This window comes from Dactylosporangium cerinum (assembly GCF_042653625.1).
Lineage (GTDB): Bacteria > Actinomycetota > Actinomycetes > Mycobacteriales > Micromonosporaceae > Dactylosporangium > Dactylosporangium cerinum.
Map to the genome: position 1 here is coordinate 6,123 of NZ_JBHSIU010000055.1, position 17,669 is coordinate 23,791.

Below are 17,669 nucleotides of genomic sequence, written 5' to 3' on the forward strand. Positions count from 1 at the left end.
GCCCGAGCTGGTCGTCGCGGAGGGCGCCCTGCAGCCCAGCGCCGGCAACGATGGCGGCAGCCCGACCGTTCGGCTCGCCACCGGTGCGCCCGTGTCACCTCAGGCAGTAACGGCAGCGGTGCCCGCCGAGTCGGTGCAGGAGCAGGCGCCGGCAACGACGCCGACCGGGGAGACCCCGACCGGAACCGCGGACACATCGGCCGTGCCCACGTCGGCCGCGGACGTGCGCGTTCCTGCGGCGGCCGAGCCTCCACCGGCTGCGGACACACCGGTTGCGGAAGTGCCCATGCCGCCGCCGACGGCGCCCGCGCGTTCGTGGCGACGTGGCCTTGCCGCGATCGTCACGGCCGTGGTCCTGGTCGCGGCGGCTGCCGTCGCCGCCTTCGTCTGGTGGCCGGGCAACGACCGTGGCAGCGACAACGGCGCCGCACCGACCACGTCGAACCTGCCGCTCAGCACGACCACCCAGCAGCCCACCCCGACAGCCACGCCGAAGCCCACCGTCACCGCGTCCGGCTCGGCCTCCTGCAACGGGATACCGGCCGAGCGACTCTGTCCCGGCTACATCATGCTGTCCGACCGGTTCCTGGTCTCGCCCGACCGCATGTACCAGCTCTATATGCAGTCTGACGGCAACCTGGTCCTGCAGCGCAACTACGACCGCGCCGAGAACGACGAACCGGTCTGGGCCAGCGACACCGCCGGCAACGCCGGCGCACACGCCGAGATGCGCCCCGACGGCAACTTTGTCATCGTCGCGTCGAGCGGGGCCATCATCTGGTCAACAAAGACCACCGGTAATCCCGGCAGCATCGTGGTCGTCGGGGACCGCCCGAACGTCGCGGTCGTCACACCCGCCAACAAGCGGATCTGGACCGCGCCCTGACGCAAGCCTTCCGCCGTGGGACAGTTGCCCTCGACTTTCGGAAAGTGCCGGGATAAACCGGCATGGAGGAGGAGATGGAAGAGCTCTACGTCGAAGGGCTAGCGACCTACGGCGGCCCCGAGCCATGCGTCGACGTTCCGCGAGGGCGTGGCGAAGCGTTGGTATATGACGGTGGGTGATCATGAGTGCACCCTCTAATTAATTGGAGGGTGCACGCTCATAGCCGATGACAGGACGTTGGAGCAGCCCGAAAGAAGCGGGCTCGCTCTTACCGCTACCTTCGCGCGGATCGAAGCGCCTGTTCAGAGGTCCTTGCCGCAACCCATTCGAGATCATCCGAGATTCGCAAGCGCGGATTCGTGATTGCTGCGCAGAGCCGACGACGGGCGCATGACCCTTGAGGCGGTCCACCAACCAGGTGGCGGCCGCCGGGGCGACGAACACGGTGGCGAACACGGCGACCGAGGCCGCGGTGAGACCGATCCAGGCCATGGCGGAAAGCCCCTTCACGTCGCCGATCTCCTCCGACGAGACGCCGATGGCCGGCAGCATCAGGAACGCCGTCCCAGTCAAACGCCACCGCGGCGTCGCCACCCGGTACGCCGGCGTACCGCCACACGAGCATCGTGCAGAGGCACCGCAGATGACAAAGAAGATCCAGCGCCAGGACGCCGGCCGCCCTCGGTGGGCCCCGGCAGGCAATGACCCCGCGGCGGCGTCTGCGTGATCGACATCGCGGGCGTTCGCCGGTTCAGCTCGGACGCCCCGTCGGCGAGCATTACGGCGCGGGGCGAGGAGGACCGCTGGCTACCGGACGTCTCCACGATCCGGCGGATTCCCGATTTGTGATGTGACGGGGAGATCCATGCCGTCGTCGGCGATCGGGAGCTCAATGCGCAGTGACGTCCCGCCTCCTACCGGACTGGTGATCCGCATCCGTCCGCCGAGCGCCTCGACCCGGTCCACGAGGCCGACGAGCCCGGAGCCGAGGCGGGGGTCGGCGCCGCCGATGCCGTTGTCGCGGATCGAGAGCGCGAGGACGTCGACGTCGACGTCGACGTCGACGTCGATCGCGGTAGCGTGTGCGTGTTTTGTGGCGTTGGTGAGCGCTTCGGACACGACGTAGTACGCGGCCACTTCCACGGACTCGGGCAGCCGCCAACGTGCGCCCGTAACGGCTGCGAACCCTGACCGACGACTGCCGCAGTCCGGGCACACCGCATCCGCAGCCGACACCTCAGCGTGCAACGAGACCAACGCCTCCGTCACGCGGACCGACCGGATGTGCAGCGCAGCCAGATGCGGCAACACCATCGTCAAACCCTGCTCAACGCACGGCAACCATGATCACCGATGTGGTGCCCGCGTCGCAGCCCGGGTTGAATGCACGAACTTTGCGCCAGAGCCCAGTTCTCACCAACGAGGCCAAAGCTTGGGGTGGGGAGTGGAGCGTATGTGAGCGCCCCGACCAATTTACTCTGCTGTGGTCGGGCTGCTGCGCCCGGAGCCGGTCATCGTTGTCGCCCGAAGGGACGCTGACGGACGCATACCCGCCCGGCCTCCGGCGCGCTCGACATCTCGTCGCTGACCAGTCCGAGGTGGTGGTGCTGCCGCCGGAGTAGGGGTCAGGCTGGCACCGGCACGGCTGTCCGCGTGTGCCGGGCGTAGGTGAGCAGTTGGCCGAGGGCAGCGTGCAGTAGCTCGGCCTGGTCGATCGTGAAGTCGTGCGGCAGAAAGTCCAGAGGGTCGTCCGCGTCATTGTCGAGCAGCGCCACGCTGGACAACACGACCTTCGTTAGCCTGTGCTGGCTCAGTTGGGCGGACGTGGTCACGTAGCGGGGCGCGGCCGGCACGTTGTTCCTTTCCGGAAACTGCGTCAGCGTCAGCTCTACGAACTCACACCCGTTGGCACTGCACCACAGCGCTGCTGTAGCCCCGACTCCAGACACCCCGTCTCCTGGCACAACCAACTCGGCCGACCGGTGACCCGGCTCGTCGATGCAGCCCGCTGCCTCGCCAACGCACCAGCTCGGATGCTCACGTGTGTTCACCGTTGTCCTCCCAACGCAACGAATGGGCGTTCGTCGTTGCTTGGCAGCGTATTGCCGACCTCATTCGATGAGAAGAACGTTTCTCAATGTTTCTCGAAATGATCCGAAGATGTGGATGCTTCAGAAACTGCCGGACTCGTTGGAAACCTCGGTCGCCAGATCGTCTACCGCGCGGGTGATGATCGCCCGCGCGGCGCGGCCGTAGCTGGCAACGCCGGCCAGCTGGTCGAAGATCATGCGGTACAGCGCGATCTCCTGCGGTTGGGCGAGGTTCAGCTCAGCCGAGAAGGTTTCGACCATGACGCGGTCGTCATCGAGCAGCCAGAAGCCGTGGGCCGGCGCGACCACGTACGGTGTCTCGAAGCCGATGATGCCGAGCCGGACGTTGGGGAGCGCTGAGACCGAGACCAGGCGGTCGAACTGTCCGAGCATGACGTCCGGGGCGCACAGCCGGTAGCGCAAGGCGGCTTCGGTGAGTACGAAGTGGAACTGTTTGTCTGAGCGGTACAGGATCTCCTGCCGCCTGACCCGCGCGTTGACCGCCTCGTCGACGTCGTTCGGCACGTTGAAGACATGGATGCTTTGGGCGAAGCGCGCCCGGGCGTACTCGGCCGTTTGCAGCAGGCCGGGGATGAACGTCGACTCGAACGCCCGGAACAGCCGCGTCTTCGCGTTCAGTTCGGCGATCTCGGCCTGGTGCTGGCGCAGCCCTGTCCTGATCTGGCGTTGCCACTCGGTGTGCTGGAGTTCGAGTGTGTGCAGCGACGCGAGCAGAGCCTCGGTTTCGGACGCGCTGTTCGTCGCCCGTGTCCATCCGCGGACGTCGTCATCCGTGGGGGTCTGCCGGCCGTTCTCCAACTTGGAGATTTTGGACGCCGGCCACGACAGCGACTCCGCAAGCTGCCTGCCGCTGAGTGCAGCGGCTTGGCGCAGCTTACGGAGTCGCTTCCCTAACGCAGTGCGGGCTTCGTGAACGGTGGTCATGCCCGACGTTCTACTCGGCGGCAAAGTCGTCCCGCCTTACGGCCTTGTGTAGCAACGCATCACGGACGTAGTTGTATCGCACAATCTCCGCAGGATCTTCGACGATCTCGCCGCCGAGGAAGTGCTCGTGTTCGTCGAAGTGCATCTTGACCAGCTTGCGTGAGTCGAACAGCCAGTAATCGTCGAGGGGTATCTCCGAAGCGTCATGACGCGCCAGGTACCGGATGTCCTCACCGGCCGCGGTGGTGTACTGGGAGCAGAACACGCCGAACCGGCTGTAGTCGGTCAGCGGGACGCTCACGACTCGGACGCGGGTGAAGCGGCGTCCTTCCGCTGTGGCTGTCCGGATCATGCTCAGCCAGTTCTGGAACCAGCCCATGTCGACCGACTCGCCCGCGACGAACTGCGTGAGCGCTGCCGTCTCGTTCGGCGAGTAGTAGGAATCTCGCGCCTCCAGCCGGAAGGCCGTGTGCTCGAAGGTGCGGAAGAGTTGGCCGAACTCGGGGCCGATGAGCCAGTTCACTGGTTGCGCAGGTAGAACTTGAGCACGTCTTCGGGGATTTCGATGATCGCTTCGCCGTCTGGGACGGGTCCGACATCCGCGAGGGCCTCCGGGTCGGTCACCACCCAGCCCTGGGCGATGTACGTCCTGCGATCGGTGCGGTCGGTAGCGAACAGCGTGGGCGACTGTCCCTCCTGGGAATCCGGGTCCTTGCCGAGAAGCCGGGCACGCATCGTGCCTCCTTGCGAGAAAGTTGGCGAATGTTCTCGCCCAGCGTGACCCATGCCAACGACTGCCGTCAACAGCCGCACAGATGCGGTACATGGCGCTGCTGGGGCGGGCCGACACCAATGCCACGGCGGTGCCTGCTCCACGACGATTCCCGCGTGAGCATACGAGTCCCGCAGCTGTGCGGGTCCGTCATTTCAGCCGGAAGCCGGCGCCGACGGGGTTGCGGTTGTTCTTCGTGGAGCCGGGGCTCACGTACACCTGCGAGTCGCGGATGAGTGTCGCGGAGTCCGAGCCTCCCAGGCCAGTGCCTCCGTCACGCCGAGCAGCCGTAGCGCGTCGCGCGTCTCGGACAACAGCATGCCGGAGGTGCCGTCCCTCCTGGGCCATGACGAAGAACGGTTTCGCGCCGGGGTTGAGGCCGGTGACGACCTTGCCCACGTCGGCGCCGCTGCCCTCCTGTCCCTTGAACACGCCGTTATTGCGCTGGGCGAGGTACTGCCCGGCTGCTGTCCCCGGGATCGCCGGTCTCTGGCGGGCCGGCCGGTGCGCCCGGCTTGCAGAACACCACCTTGACCGGTGCCGAGATCAACGTCCTGCACATGCTTGTCGGTTTCCTCACGGTCAATGAGATCGCCGCTGAACTGGACCTGTCGCCGAACACCGTGAAGACCCACCTGGCAAGGCCTTCAGTTTCTGGCGGGCCCGATGCAACCGGATGCTGACAGCGTTGGCACTCATCCCCACCACCTGCGCGAACTGCGCCGGCGTGAGTTTCTCCTACGCCCATAACCGGACCAGTTCGGCGTCAAGGGTCGGCAACCGACCGCGCGCCGCGACGAGCTGCGGGCTAGGGTCATCCCGTCGCCGGTGTGCCGGCCCGGTGGGTCGTACTTGAGGATGCGCAGGATCAGGTGGTCCTGGCGGCGACGGGCCCGCTCAGCGTTCGCAAGACAGTTCCGGGCGCCCGCGTACACCCAGGCCAGCGGCTCGTCCGGCAGCTCGTCCAGCCGCCGCCAGCACACCAGCAACGTCTCGGACAACACATCGTCGGCGGCTGCCGGGTCGGTCCGTCGAGCCAGGTATCGACGCACGGCCTCGATCAAGGCCGGGGCGACCGCGGCAAACCGCGCGCGGCGTGATTCCACGTCAACCTGCTCCACCCTGGTTCATGTCCGGCAGACGCCCAATTTTTCAACCGGAGTGGAAAAGGCGTGGTACCGCCGGTAGGGCGAGTTGCCGTGGTTGCTCAGGCGAGCTGGTCGAGCTGGTCCGCGCGGACAGTGCCACGCAGTGGCTCGCCGGCGATGAACCGTTCGACCTCGGCAACGGCGAACTCGCCCAGGCGACGAACCTCGCTGCCCTGCACACCGGCCAGGTGCGGGGTGATCCAGACGTTGGGCAGCTGGAACAGTGGATGTCCGGCGGGCAGGGGCTCGGGCTCGGTGACATCGAGGCAGGCGTCGATCCGTCCGCTCGCGCACGCCAGGGTCAGCGCGTTCGTGTCGACGAGCGTGCCCCGCGCCGTGTTGACCACGAGGGCGCCGTCTCGCAGCAATGCCAGCCGCCGTTCGTCCACGAGGTGGTGCGTTTCCGGCAGCTGCGGCGCGTGCAGCGTCAGCACGTCGCAGCGGCGGCACAGGTCGTCGAGGTCGGTCAGCTCGGCGCCCAGTTCCGCGGCGCGTGCCGGGTCGAGGTACGGATCGGCGACCAGCACCCGGTAGCCGGCTGCGTGCAGCCGGACGATCACCCGGCGGCCGATCCGCGACGCGCCGACGACGCCGACGACGCGATCGTCGTTGCCGATTCGCTGTTCGAAGGGTGCGAACCGGCCCGCCGCGTACTGCCGTGCCAGCCCGAAGGAGCGCTTGCCCGCCAGGGTGATGACCGCGAGCGTGAAGTCCGCGACGGGCTCGGCGTTGGCGTCCGCCGCGGAGGACACGACGATCCCGCGGGCGAACACTTCTGGCCCGACATGCGCCTTGACCGAACCGGCCGCGTGCATCACCGCCCGCAGTTTCGGCGCGGCGTCGAGCACCGCTGCGGTCAACGGTGGGCATGACCAGCCAGTTATCAGGATCTCGACGTTCTCCATGCCGCGGCGGGCCACCGGATCGTCGAAGGTTTCCACCGCCTCCGTTCCGGGGATCCGCAGCGTCGCGGTGAGTCGCGACATGAGATCCGCTGGTAGCACCGCGGCGGTGACCGAGCGGGACATGGCGATCATCCCGACAGGGCGCTCGGCGTGGTGCACGGCGTCTCCGTTCTGTAGAAAACGTCTCCTGTGATGAACGTGAACGGTATCCAGCACGGATCAGCAGGTCAAGTGCATCAGATGCAGGCGCATGTGCCGGTGATGTGTCGGGGGCTTGACGTTTCTATAGAAAAGCTTTTACCTTGCGTCGTGTGGCCTGTGCCACACGACGTGCTGGCGAGGAGGTGCAAGTGTCGGTGCAAAGCCGAGCAGAGACGGTCGAGCCGGACGCGGCAACGCCGACCGGCGTCGCGGAGACCCGGCCCGGGTCGGGGACTCGTTCGCGACAGGGCCGGCATCAACGATGGCGGCGCGATCGGATCCTCGTCGCGTTCATGGTTCCGGGCCTGCTCTACTACCTGATCTTCCACTACGGTGCCCTGTTCGGCAGCGCGCTGGCCTTCCTGGACTATGTCCCGTTCCTCGGCCTGTCCGGAAGCCGATGGGTCGGGTTCGACAACTTCGCGCGGCTGTTCGGCGACGCGGACTTCTGGCGCGCCACGGTCAATACGCTGGAGATCTCCGTCCTGCAGCTCGTCTTCTTCTTCCCGGCGCCGCTGGCGTTGGCGATGCTGCTGCACAGCCTGACCCACACCAGGATCAAACGCTTCGTGCAGAGCGTGGTGTACCTGCCCCACTTCATCTCGTGGGTGATCGTGGTCGCCCTGTTCCAGCAGATGCTCGGCGCCACCGGTGTGGTCAACGGGTTCCTCGCCGACAGCGGTCTGCACACCGTGCACATCCTGGGCAACCCGGACGCCTTCAAGCCGTTGATGGTCGCGCAGATCATCTGGAAGGACACCGGCTGGGGAACGATCATCTTCCTGGCCGCGCTGACGCAGGTCGACGAGCAGTTGTATGAGGCGGCCGCACTGGACGGTGCGAGCCCGTGGCGTCGCTTCTGGCACGTGACCCTGCCCGCGATCCGCCCGGTGATCGTGCTGCTGCTGGTGCTTCGACTGGGCGAGATCCTCTCCGTGGGCTTCGAGCAGATCCTGCTGCAGCGCGACGCGGCCGGTGCGCGTACCGCCGAGATCATCGACACCTTCGTCTACTTCCACGGCATCCAGGACGGCGACTTCGGTCTCGCCGCCGCGGCAGGCCTGTTCAAAGGTGTCGTCGGCGTGTTGCTCGTCTATGCCGCGAACAAGATCTCCCATCGGCTGGGGGAGCAAGGGGTGTACCAGTGAGACTCCGCCGTCGCAGCATCACGCGCAGCGCTTCGCGTCCCGCGTGGCAGGAGGACCCGCGTCCGCTCACCAGCGCGGCCAAGGCGGTCGCGATCGTGGTCGTGCTGGCCCTGGTCACGGTGCCGTTCCTGGTGGTCGTGTCGACCAGCCTGGCCGACCCGGCCGACGTCGTGGCCAACGGTGGCTGGGTCATCTGGCCCGAGCACCCGTCACTGGCCGCCTACACGGAGATCCTCTCGGGCGGCATCGTCGGCCGCGCCACCGTGGTCAGCCTCGGCGTGACCCTCATCGGCACCGCGTGCAGCCTCGCCGCGACCGTCCTGCTGGCGTACGCGTTGAGCCGGCCAGCGGTGTTCGGCGGCAAACCGATCATGCTCGTGGTGCTGTTCACGTTCCTGTTCCCGCCCGGCATCATCCCGGCGTACCTGGTGGTCAAGGAGACCGGGCTGCTCGACTCGTACGCGGCCCTCATCGCGCCGGTGCTGGTCAACACGTTCAACCTGGTGGTGATGCGCGGGTTCTTCCAGTCGCTGCCCGCGGAACTCTACGAAGCGGCCCGCCTCGACGGAGCGTCGGAGTGGACGACGCTGTGGCGCATCACGATCCCGCTGTCCCGCGCCGTGCTTGCCGTGGTTGGACTGTTCTACGCCGTGTCGTACTGGAACTCGTGGTTCAACGCGCTCATCTACATCGACGAGCCGTCCCGATGGCCGTTACAGCTCGTCCTGCGCACCTATGTGCTGGCCGGCGGGCAACTCGCTGACCCGTCGGCGGGCGAGGCGGGCCTGCTGTCCGCGCCGCAGACCGTGCGGATGGCGGTCGTGGTCCTCGCCACCATCCCGATCGTGCTGGTCTACCCGTTCCTCCAGCGCTTCTTCGTCAAGGGCGTGCTGAGCGGCGCCATCAAGAGCTGATCGTTCATGTCCGCGCGCCCCGCCCTCCCGCGCCGGACCCAGAGAAAGGAAGCCCTTCCATGACCCGTTCCCCCGAACTGTCCAGACGGTCGCTCCTGCGGGCGATCGGGATGGGCGCGACGGCGATCGCCATGCCGTCGCTGATCGCCGCGTGCGGAGACGGCGGCGGAGGCTCAGTCGGCAACGCCGGCACGGACCAGGTCCCGTGGCCGACGCACCAGCCCTTCGCCGGTCCGGCACCGGACCTGCCCGGCACTGCCGAGGGTGTGCAGGCCGGCTACACGAAGTACCCGAGCAATCTGGTCAGCGCGGTGAAGGCGACGCCGGGTGACAAGACCAAGGTCCGGGCCGTCGCCGTCACCTACGGCACCCCGCCGAAGCCGGCTGAGCAGAACAAGCTCTGGCAGGCCATCAACGACGCCCTCGGCATCGACCTGGAGCTCACGCTCGTGCCGGACGCGGACTTCGAGGCGAAGATGGCCACGCTGACGGCCGGTGACGACCTGCCCGACATCATCAGCATCGGCGGTGGCCACCGGCTCCCGCGGGAGCAGGAGTTCGTGTCGACCAAGTGCGCCGACCTGTCGGACTATCTCGCCGGCGACAAGGTCAAGGCCTACCCGAACCTGGCAAATCTGCCCCCGTACGCCTGGCAGGGCATGGGCCGGATCAAGGGCCGGATCTTTGGCATCCCGCTGGAGCGACCACTTCCGGCGTACGGGATGTTCATCGACCGCAACGCCTTCGCCTCCGTCGGCGCCAACGACACCACCTGGTCGAAGGACGACTTCGCCGCCGCGGTCAAGGCACTGAGCAAGAACAAGCAGTACGGGCTGGGCGCCCAGAAGGCCAACCAGTTCGGCCTCCGGCAGCTGCATGCCGCAGCGTTCGGCGCCCCGAACGACTGGAAGGTCGACGGCGGCAAGTTCGTCAGGGCGGAGACGCTGCCGGAGTTCCGGGATGCGCTGGCCTTCGTCCGCGACCTCTTCGCCGCCGGCGCGTACTACCCGGACACCATGTCGCTCAGCGTGACGGACACGAAGACCTTCTACTACAACGGCACCTTCAAGAGCATGACCGACGGGTTGGCGGCGTTTGCTCCCGCGGTGACCAGTGTCAAGGGCGCCTACCCCGTGGATCTGGCATTGCCCTACAAGACCGGCAGCGGCGCGCCGCACATCGTGGCCGGCACCGGCAACTTCGGCTACACCGTGCTGAAGAAGGCCCCGCCGGAACGGATCCAGATGCTGCTGCGGGTGCTGGACTACCTGGCCGCGCCGTTCGGCACCAAGGAGTACGAGCTCACCCACTTCGGCGTGGAAGGGCTGCACTTCACCCGGGCGGCGGACGGCACGCCAACGCCCACAGCGCTGTGGTCCAACGGCGAGAACAACGTCAACCTGCCGGTCATCTACCTGGCCGAAGCGCCGCGGGTGCTGTACTTCTCCGGCGTCGACACCGAATCGGTCAAGCGGCTGCACGCATGGGAGACCAAAGCGGTCCCGCTCGCGGTGAAGAACCCGGCGGCGGGCCTCGTCTCGGACACCCGCAGCCGTAGCGGCGTCACGCTCGACAAGATCTTCAACGACGGCATCAACGACATCGTGGCCGGACGTGCGCCGCTGACGGACTGGGACGCCGTGGTCAAGAAGTGGCGCGACGGCGGCGGCGACAAGATGGCCGAGGAGTACGCGAAGGAGTACGCCGGCTGACATCCGCGGCTGGAACATTCGCGCCGGGCCCGGCAGCGGCGACACCGGGCCGCGCCCGGCGCGGATCAGGCACCGATGCGGCGGACCGATTCGCGGACCACCACGTGCGTGCCGAGCATCACGTGCTCACGCCCCGACGCCTCACTGGATCGCTGGATGGCCAGCTTCACCGCCGTGCGGCCCAGCTCCTCCTGCGGCACCCGCACCGTCGTCAACGGCGGATGGAAGTCCACCGCGCTGGGAATGTCGTCGTAGCCGACGATCGAGACGTCATCGGGAACGCGTCGCCCGGCCTCACGCAGCGCCGCCATCGCGCCGGCCGCGACGCCGTCATTGCCTGCGAAGATAGCGGTGAACTCCGTGCCCGAGGCCAGGATCGCCCGCGTCCGCCGGTAGCCACCCTCGCGGTCCCAGGGCCCGTGACTGATCAGCGCCGGGTCGACCGGCCGGCCGAATGCCGTCAGCGCCGACCGGTAGCCGTCCACGCGCTGGTCTGATGTGGTCAAACCCTCGGGTCCGGCGATCATGAGGATGGTGCGGTGGCCCGCCGTCAACAGATGCGTGGTGGCCGCGTGGGCGCCGCCGACGTTCTCGTACTCGACCGTGATCGCGGGGAAGTCCGGCCCCAGCGACGGCCGGGCACACAGCACCAGGCGGCTGCCGGCGTCCTCAAGTCCTTGAGCGTACTGGCGCATCCGCTCGCGGTAGTCGTCGTTCTCCACGACCCCGCCGGCCAGGATGACGGCGTCGGCCCGCTGCTCACGCATCAGCCGCACCACCTCCAGTTCCCGGTCGGGGTCGGCGTGCGTGGTGCAGACCAGGCACAGCCGGTGGGCTTCGGTTGCCTGCTCCTCGACACCGGCGGCGATGCGCGCGAAGAACGGTGTGGTGACCTCGGCGACGACGAGCGCGACCACCTTCGCCGTCGCCCCATGCAGCGCCCGGGCATGCGCATTCACCACATAGTCCAGCTCGTGCACCGCACGCTGGACCCGTTTGCGGGTCTCGTCCGCGACCGGGTAGTCGCCGGAGAGCACCCGCGACACGGTGGCCATCGAGACACCAGCGAGCGCAGCGACATCCTTGATGCTTGGCCGCTTGTTCAACCGGCACCCTCTCCTGGTCAACCCGACAGAAACGCTTGCGAAAAGCTTTACTACAGTTCTACACTCCGTAAAGTGTCCACGCTGGCGCAACTTCATGGAACCCTTTCCACGGATCTGACCGACGGTCGCGGCGGATGGGCCCAGGCGCTGCTCGCCGTCACCGCACCGGCCACCCGGCTCGCTGCCCTCGGGCCCGCTCGCCAGCCGGTCAGCGCCTCCTCGAACGACCCGGGAGCGACCTGGCTGGAGTTGGTCGCGCGGCCGCTGTGGGGTCTCGCCGCACACGCAGCCGGCGGTGGCCGCGCCGACGAGCAGTGGCACGATGTCCGGCGCAGCCTCATCGCCGCGCTCAACCCGCGGCACGAATGGTATGCCGGGCCGCCGAGCGGGCAACGCCTCGTCGAGTCCGCGGCGATCGGCTACGCGTTGGCGATCGCGCCGCACGAGCTCTGGGACCCGCTGACCGGCCGGGATCGCGACGTGCTGGTCCGGTGGCTCACGGCCGCAACGCAGGCGACGCCGCACGACAACAACTGGCACTTCTTCCCGGTGCTGGCCGGGCTCGGCCTGCACCGGCACGACATCGCGACCGACCGGACCCGCCGGCAGGCGCACCTGGACCGCGTGGAGCAGTTCGTGCTGCCGGACGGCTGGTACCGCGACGGGGACGGCGGCGGCCGCGACTACTACAACCCGTTCGCGTTCCACTGGTACAGCCTGGTGATGGCCGGGCTCGGCGCACTCGAGCCGGACCGGGCCGCGCGGATGAACGAACGCAGCCGCCGCTTCGCCGAGCAGTTCCAGCACTGGTTCGCAGCCGACGGCTCGTCCGTTCCGTTCGGGCGCAGCCTCGGGTACCGGTTCGCGCAGGGTGCGTTCTGGGGCGCACTGGCCTTCGCCGACCTGCCGGCGCTGCCCTGGCACCGCATCCACGCCCTGGCCGACCGGCACCTGGCCTGGTGGTGGCAACGCCCGATCGTCAGCGAGGACGGACTGCTCACCGTCGGCTACGGCTACCCCAACGGCGCCGTCGTGGAGCAGTACCTCGGCGCCGGGTCGCCGTACTGGTCGACCAAGTTCTTCCTTCCGCTGGCGTTGCCGGCCGACCATCCGTTCTGGAACACCACCACCGCTGAGCAAACCCTGCCCGCGACCACCGGCGCAGACACCGACGTCATCAGCACGCAGATCGCGGCACAGGCCGTCATCAGCCGGCATCGCGGGGACGTGGTGCTGCTCAACGGGCAGGGATGGCGTGACTGGGCACGGGGCGGCGCCGCGAAGTACGCCAAGTTCGCCTACTCCACCCGGGCCGGGTTCAGCGTCCCCGCCGGCGACCGCAGCCTCGCCGCCGGCGCCTTCGACAGCATGCTGGCTCTCAGCGACGACGCCGGCCGCCGCTGGCGTGCCCGCGAAGAGGTCGAGGAGTCACGCATCGACGGACACGTTGTCTGGGCCAGGTGGGCACCATGGGCGGACGTGACCGTGCGGACCTACCTTTCGCCGTTCCGTGACGGCTGGCACCTGCGGCTGCATCAGCTCACCACCGGCCGGTCATTGTCCGCCGCCGAGGGCGCCTTCAGCCTTCCATGGACCGCGCTGGGCCAGGACCCGGCGGCACTTCGCAGCACCGACGCCGCCGGCACGTGTGGTGCCGCAGCCGATGGCCTGCACAGCGTCATCATCGACCTCGACCCTGACCGGCACAGGACCGGTGAGCTTGTCGCACCCCTCGCCGGCACGAACGTGCTGCACCCACGCACGGTGCTGCCCATGCTGCGTGCTGACTACCCACCGGGGGAGCACCGTCTCCGCACCGCCGTGTACCTCGGCGACGGCCCTCCGCGTCTCGACGACGAGACGATGACGGCACTACGGGATGCTGCCGCGGCACTGGAGGCGCCGATGGAGTTCGAGCACCTTCCCGCCCGGCCCGGGCTCGCGAACCCAGCGGTCTAGGCATCGGCCTCGTGCGCGGCAAGCCAGTCGCGGCCCGCCAGCAGGGCATCCGCCAACGGCACGATCCCCGGATGCCATTTACGTTCCCACTCGAGGCTGTACCAGCCGTCGTAGCCGTTGGTCCGCAGCACCTGCAGAATCTCCAGCAGTGGCACAGCGCCGGTGCCCAGCAGCAACGGCGTACGGTCGGCGGCGGCGGAGTCCTTCAACTGGACGTGCGCGAGCCAGGGAGCGAGCGCCTTCGCCGTGTCGGCCACCGACTCACCCGCAGCCCAGGGGTGCCGGACATCCCAGATCGCCCGGACCCGCGGGTCACGCACCTGCGACAGCACCCGCACAACGTCTTCGCCACGCGGATGCGAATCATGCGTCTCCAGCCAGATCTCCACCCCACCGGGCAGCCGTGGCGCGACGGCGCGAAGTCTCGCGATCGCGCGGGCGTCACCATGTCCGTCGTCACCGCCAGGGAACACGCGGACTGCGCGGGCGCCCAGATCCGCGGCGAGCCCGGCCTCGGCGAGCAGATCGCTCACGCACTGCTCGTCGGAGACCTGGCCGCTGGCGACCTTGACGTAGGACGCGATGCACAGTGTGGCCAGGCCGCCCAGAGTCTCAACGGCTGCTTGCCGCCCGGTGGCGGACAGTCCGATGTGGACGGGCTCATCCGGAGCCGAGCGGAGCTCGAGGCCGTGCCAGCCGGTACGCAGCGCGAGCGCGGCGACCTCGCTCAGCGGCGTCCCGGGGCAGCCGAGCGTGGAGAACGCCAACCGGCTCGTGATCCCTGGCATGGACCGAGAATAGCGGCATGCTGCCCCGTGCCGGCGGTGGGCAGCTGCGTCATGCGGCGCACCTGCCACGGCTCGCGAGTGAGTCGCCCCCATCCCACCGGAGCTCGATTTCAGCCGATCTGGTAGAGCCGCAACAGGCTGAGCAGTTCGGCGCGGCTGTGCACGCCGAACTTCCGGTACAACCGGTGCATGAGCAGGCCCGAGCAACCGGCGGCCTCCGCCGCGGCGTCGAGCGCGGCGAGGACGTCCTCGGCGGAGCCGCTGAGCTGGGTCATCTCGGCCAGCTGCGGCAGTGGAGCCCGCCCGTCGAAGTCCTGACCGGCCACAAGAATGGTCGGGCGGCCGTCGGCGAGCCGGGTCCGTGCGACGTCACACAGCAGGTGTGTCTTGCCCACGCCAGCCCGCCCGACGAGCAGGAGCGAACGCTGCCGGGCGGCTCGGGCGGGTTCCGCGTCCTCCAACCGGTCGGCCCGATCGAGTGCGTCGGCGGCATCACGCACCCGCGAGTACAGCGACGCGGCATCGCCAACGAAATGCGAATGCTGATCGAGACAGTGCTCGTGCAGCAGGTCCGAGACGCGCCCGACGGAGTCCTGGGCCGCGGCGAGCGCGTCGCCGACGGCGGGCGGGGGATCGACCGACCGCAGAGTCTCTCCTCTTATGGACGTGCGGTTCACGGCAGCCATGAGGAGCGCCAACGAGACGGCGCGACGGCCTGCCTTCCGTTTCCCCGACCTTGTGGCCGCGGTAGTGGCAGAGCTGGATGAGCATGGGCCGACGAACGAGAACCAATGACACTCGGGTTGATCCATTGCCGGCGACGCGGATCTCTCACGGTCATTGTCAGCCGGTCCTCGCCAAGATTGTGCGACTGTCACGCAGCAGAGCAAGATCCATGGCGACCTGGTTGCTGGACCAGCCGTTTACTGCGGCGCTGTGGCGGAAGTTGTACGACAGTTCGGCCTCGACGAGGTCTCGCATCGGCCGTGCCACGCCACCGAGTTCGGACAGGTACGCAGCGACATCCGCCCGGTGTCTCGGAGAGTCCGTCCAGAGCTGGGCGAGGACTGGCAGGGACGTGTCAGCGTCACCGGAGACCCGCCACAGTGCCCGCGCCGCGGCGACGAGGGCGTGGTCGGCGTCAGCGTCGAGCACTGCGCGCAGCGGTTCATCGAGGTCGGCGGCTGCTGGGCCGAGCTGACCCGCCGCGTCGGCCGCGGCCGCGGTCACGTATTCGGGGTCGCTCAGGTGGCGGGCGAGAACCTGGACGGTCTGCTTCGGGTCACCGGTGATCTGCCACAGGGCGAGCGCTGCGGCGACCTCGGTGACCGGGTGACCACAGTCCAGCGCGGCGCGCAGCGGTGGGACGGCTGCGGTTGCGCCGGGACCGATCCGGCCCAGGGCGGTGGCTGTCATCAGATCCAATGGCAAGGCGAGCAGGTCGGGCGTGGCCTCGACGGCCGCGGGGCCGAGGGCGGCGACCGTCGCGGCCAGGACCCTGTGGTGCCCGGCGGCGGCACTGCCGGTCAGCTCGGCGCAGCGGCGGCGGACGGCGGGCAGGAGATCCGGCGCGATCACGGCGTATCGGGCCGCCAGCGGCGCGGCGTTCCGAGGCAGCACATCGCGTTCCACGATTGCTCGCACGGCCGGTAGTGCCCGGGCGTCGTGCAGCGCGGCCAGCGCCCATACGGTCGGCCCGACGGTCGGGCCTTCCCGCGGCCAGCTGACGATCCAGGGCGTCGGACCGTCCCCGTATCGATCCTCGAGCGGGGCTGACGCGACGGCGGCGGCCAACGCGTCGACGGCGGGCGCGGCCAGCGCGTCGAGGTGTTCCAGGACGAGCGCGGAACGACCCGCCAGTCGTGCGTCCGCGAGCTGTGCCCCGACCAGAACAACGAGCGCCTCGTAGTCGCCACGCCAGTACCCCATCAGCGCCTTTGCCGGGCGCAGCGCGGCGCGTCGCGCCGCCGGCTCACCGGCCGACAGGAGCCCGGTGAGCAGCGAGATGCGGTCCTCGATCCGCCCGTTCAGTGCCTGGCTGAGCTCGCTCACCAGTGCATCGCCCGAGTCTGCGGCGCGTCGCGGCTCGCTGCTGCGCAGTTCCGTCATCGCGTGGACGAGGTCGGCCGGACGCGATGCACTCAGCGTGGGCAGCGTCATCGGGGGCACGGCCGGTAGGTCCGCCCGGACGAGATCGACCACGGCTGGAATCAGGTCGCCGGTGAGCGTATCCGGGGCCGCGTGGGCGACGTCCGCGACAGCGGTGATACGGCACCGCACGTCAGACATGTTCAGTGCAGGCGTGCTGAGCCAGCCGCTGAACCACGCTCCGACCTCCGCCGGGTCGATGCCGGACACAAGTCCCGCGGTGGCGTGGCTGCCCAGGCCCGCAATTGCCGCGGCGATCGCGCCACGAACCCCGGGATCCGGCTCGACGGCGAGCCGGTCGCGCAGCGCGGCCAGGTACAAGCCCGCGTCGCCGCGCCCGACGAGGAAAACCGCTGGAGCGGCCCGGCGCACGTCCGGATCGACGTCGCTGAGCAACCGCAGGAACAGCGGCCCAGCTGCGGCGACAGCTGCTCGGGCGGCGTGAAATTCCGCGGCTGGATCGTCCAGCCGGAATGCCCCGCCGATGCCCGCCAGCAACTGCAGCACTCCGGCCCGGCCCGGCACATGCGCATCACCGGCCGCGGCGAGCAAAAAGGGGACGGCGGCGACCGTACTGTCGAACACCTCACCGTCCCGATGCACGACGCCGTGCAACTCGCGCAGCGCGTCGTCCCGCTCCGCCGGATCCGGCCCGACCAGCCGGCGAAGCATGTCCGGCACATCACCAGCAGCGCCCCAGGCATGGCCCAGCGCACTCCAGTCAACAGCAGCAAGGTCGTCGAAGTCGTTGATCACCACCGGCATTGTGGCAAGCCAGCGCCACCACCGCTGCCGTGCGCTGATGGCTTGGTCTCGCCGGTCGGTGGAGACGCGCTCATCTGCCGCAGCGGGCGCACTGGCGTTCATCGCTGCTACAGCCAACCGGGCGTCATCCGGTCTCTCAGCCGGGGGTGAGGTTAGGCACCGGTCGCGGAAGGGCATGGGCG

The 17,669-nt window shown here is 68.7% G+C and carries 18 protein-coding genes and 1 pseudogene; 6 read left to right on the forward strand and 13 right to left on the reverse strand.

The window, feature by feature from the left end:
• Positions 1–886, forward strand: a pseudogene (locus ACFPIJ_RS40790) (hypothetical protein); the annotation flags it as partial.
• 198 nt (positions 887–1,084) lie between these two features.
• On the opposite strand, the gene ACFPIJ_RS40795 reads toward ACFPIJ_RS40790, so the two are convergent.
• From ACFPIJ_RS40795 to ACFPIJ_RS40825, 7 genes are all read right to left on the reverse strand, one after another.
• Positions 1,085–1,438, reverse strand: a complete 354-nt coding sequence (locus ACFPIJ_RS40795) for a hypothetical protein (RefSeq protein ID WP_380123761.1) — start codon at positions 1,436–1,438, stop codon at positions 1,085–1,087.
• A 255-nt stretch (positions 1,439–1,693) separates the two neighbouring features.
• Positions 1,694–2,029 carry a sensor histidine kinase gene (locus tag ACFPIJ_RS40800; RefSeq protein ID WP_380123763.1) on the reverse strand — a complete coding sequence of 112 codons (336 nt, stop codon included), beginning with the start codon at positions 2,027–2,029 and terminating at the stop codon, positions 1,694–1,696.
• 482 nt (positions 2,030–2,511) lie between these two features.
• Positions 2,512–2,937, reverse strand: a complete 426-nt coding sequence (locus ACFPIJ_RS40805; protein WP_380123764.1) for a hypothetical protein — start codon at positions 2,935–2,937, stop codon at positions 2,512–2,514.
• A 120-nt stretch (positions 2,938–3,057) separates the two neighbouring features.
• On the reverse strand, positions 3,058–3,921 hold the full coding sequence (locus tag ACFPIJ_RS40810; protein ID WP_380123766.1) for a helix-turn-helix domain-containing protein: 864 nt from the start codon (positions 3,919–3,921) through the stop codon (positions 3,058–3,060).
• Positions 3,922–3,931: 10 nt separating this feature from the next.
• A complete protein-coding gene (locus ACFPIJ_RS40815) occupies positions 3,932–4,444 on the reverse strand; it encodes a DUF6879 family protein (RefSeq protein ID WP_380123768.1) in 513 nt (170 codons plus the stop codon).
• Positions 4,441–4,656, reverse strand: coding sequence for a hypothetical protein (locus ACFPIJ_RS40820; protein ID WP_380123770.1), 216 nt, complete (start codon positions 4,654–4,656; stop codon positions 4,441–4,443). The genes ACFPIJ_RS40815 and ACFPIJ_RS40820 overlap by 4 nt, the downstream gene beginning before the upstream one ends.
• Before the next feature lie 187 nt (positions 4,657–4,843).
• On the reverse strand, positions 4,844–5,125 hold the full coding sequence (locus ACFPIJ_RS40825; RefSeq protein ID WP_380123772.1) for a hypothetical protein: 282 nt from the start codon (positions 5,123–5,125) through the stop codon (positions 4,844–4,846).
• An 83-nt stretch (positions 5,126–5,208) separates the two neighbouring features.
• On the opposite strand from ACFPIJ_RS40825, the gene ACFPIJ_RS40830 reads away from it, so the two are divergent.
• The gene (locus ACFPIJ_RS40830) at positions 5,209–5,376 is read left to right on the forward strand and encodes a helix-turn-helix domain-containing protein (protein ID WP_380123773.1); all 168 of its coding nucleotides are present in this window, start codon (positions 5,209–5,211) and stop codon (positions 5,374–5,376) included.
• A 12-nt stretch (positions 5,377–5,388) separates the two neighbouring features.
• Here ACFPIJ_RS40830 and ACFPIJ_RS40835 read toward each other — a convergent pair whose 3' ends face one another.
• Together ACFPIJ_RS40835 and ACFPIJ_RS40840 are read right to left on the reverse strand one after the other, a co-directional pair.
• Positions 5,389–5,814, reverse strand: a complete 426-nt coding sequence (locus ACFPIJ_RS40835; protein WP_380123775.1) for an RNA polymerase sigma factor — start codon at positions 5,812–5,814, stop codon at positions 5,389–5,391.
• 86 nt (positions 5,815–5,900) lie between these two features.
• Complete coding sequence (locus ACFPIJ_RS40840) at positions 5,901–6,905, reverse strand: hydroxyacid dehydrogenase (protein ID WP_380123777.1); 1,005 nt, start codon at positions 6,903–6,905, stop codon at positions 5,901–5,903.
• Positions 6,906–7,102: 197 nt separating this feature from the next.
• Between ACFPIJ_RS40840 and ACFPIJ_RS40845 the strand changes: the two genes are divergently transcribed.
• Genes ACFPIJ_RS40845 through ACFPIJ_RS40855 form a run of 3 tightly spaced genes read left to right on the forward strand, consistent with a single transcriptional unit; the run spans position 7,103 to position 10,721 of the window.
• Positions 7,103–8,095 carry an ABC transporter permease gene (locus tag ACFPIJ_RS40845; protein WP_380123779.1) on the forward strand — a complete coding sequence of 331 codons (993 nt, stop codon included), beginning with the start codon at positions 7,103–7,105 and terminating at the stop codon, positions 8,093–8,095.
• A complete protein-coding gene (locus tag ACFPIJ_RS40850; protein ID WP_380123781.1) occupies positions 8,092–9,009 on the forward strand; it encodes a carbohydrate ABC transporter permease in 918 nt (305 codons plus the stop codon). Before ACFPIJ_RS40845 ends, ACFPIJ_RS40850 begins: the two co-directional genes overlap by 4 nt.
• A gap of 59 nt (positions 9,010–9,068) precedes the next feature.
• Positions 9,069–10,721 (forward strand): type 2 periplasmic-binding domain-containing protein, encoded by a 1,653-nt coding sequence (locus tag ACFPIJ_RS40855; RefSeq protein ID WP_380123783.1) that lies wholly within the window; start codon positions 9,069–9,071, stop codon positions 10,719–10,721.
• 65 nt (positions 10,722–10,786) lie between these two features.
• Here the strand turns inward: ACFPIJ_RS40855 and ACFPIJ_RS40860 are convergent, their stop codons facing one another.
• Positions 10,787–11,923, reverse strand: a complete 1,137-nt coding sequence (locus ACFPIJ_RS40860; protein ID WP_380123785.1) for a LacI family DNA-binding transcriptional regulator — start codon at positions 11,921–11,923, stop codon at positions 10,787–10,789.
• Here ACFPIJ_RS40860 and ACFPIJ_RS40865 point away from each other — a divergent pair.
• The gene (locus ACFPIJ_RS40865; RefSeq protein WP_380123788.1) at positions 11,900–13,786 is read left to right on the forward strand and encodes a DUF2264 domain-containing protein; all 1,887 of its coding nucleotides are present in this window, start codon (positions 11,900–11,902) and stop codon (positions 13,784–13,786) included. The two genes, ACFPIJ_RS40860 and ACFPIJ_RS40865, sit on opposite strands and share 24 nt — an antisense overlap.
• On the opposite strand, the gene ACFPIJ_RS40870 is transcribed toward ACFPIJ_RS40865, so the two are convergent.
• From ACFPIJ_RS40870 to ACFPIJ_RS40880, 3 genes are all read right to left on the reverse strand, one after another.
• The gene (locus ACFPIJ_RS40870) at positions 13,783–14,553 is read right to left on the reverse strand and encodes a sugar phosphate isomerase/epimerase family protein (protein ID WP_380123790.1); all 771 of its coding nucleotides are present in this window, start codon (positions 14,551–14,553) and stop codon (positions 13,783–13,785) included. The genes ACFPIJ_RS40865 and ACFPIJ_RS40870 overlap by 4 nt on opposite strands.
• 131 nt (positions 14,554–14,684) lie before the next feature.
• Positions 14,685–15,251, reverse strand: a complete 567-nt coding sequence (locus ACFPIJ_RS40875; protein WP_380123792.1) for an ATP-binding protein — start codon at positions 15,249–15,251, stop codon at positions 14,685–14,687.
• Between the two features lie 166 nt (positions 15,252–15,417).
• Positions 15,418–17,478 carry a HEAT repeat domain-containing protein gene (locus ACFPIJ_RS40880; RefSeq protein WP_380123795.1) on the reverse strand — a complete coding sequence of 687 codons (2,061 nt, stop codon included), beginning with the start codon at positions 17,476–17,478 and terminating at the stop codon, positions 15,418–15,420.
• Positions 17,479–17,669: the final 191 nt, after the last annotated feature.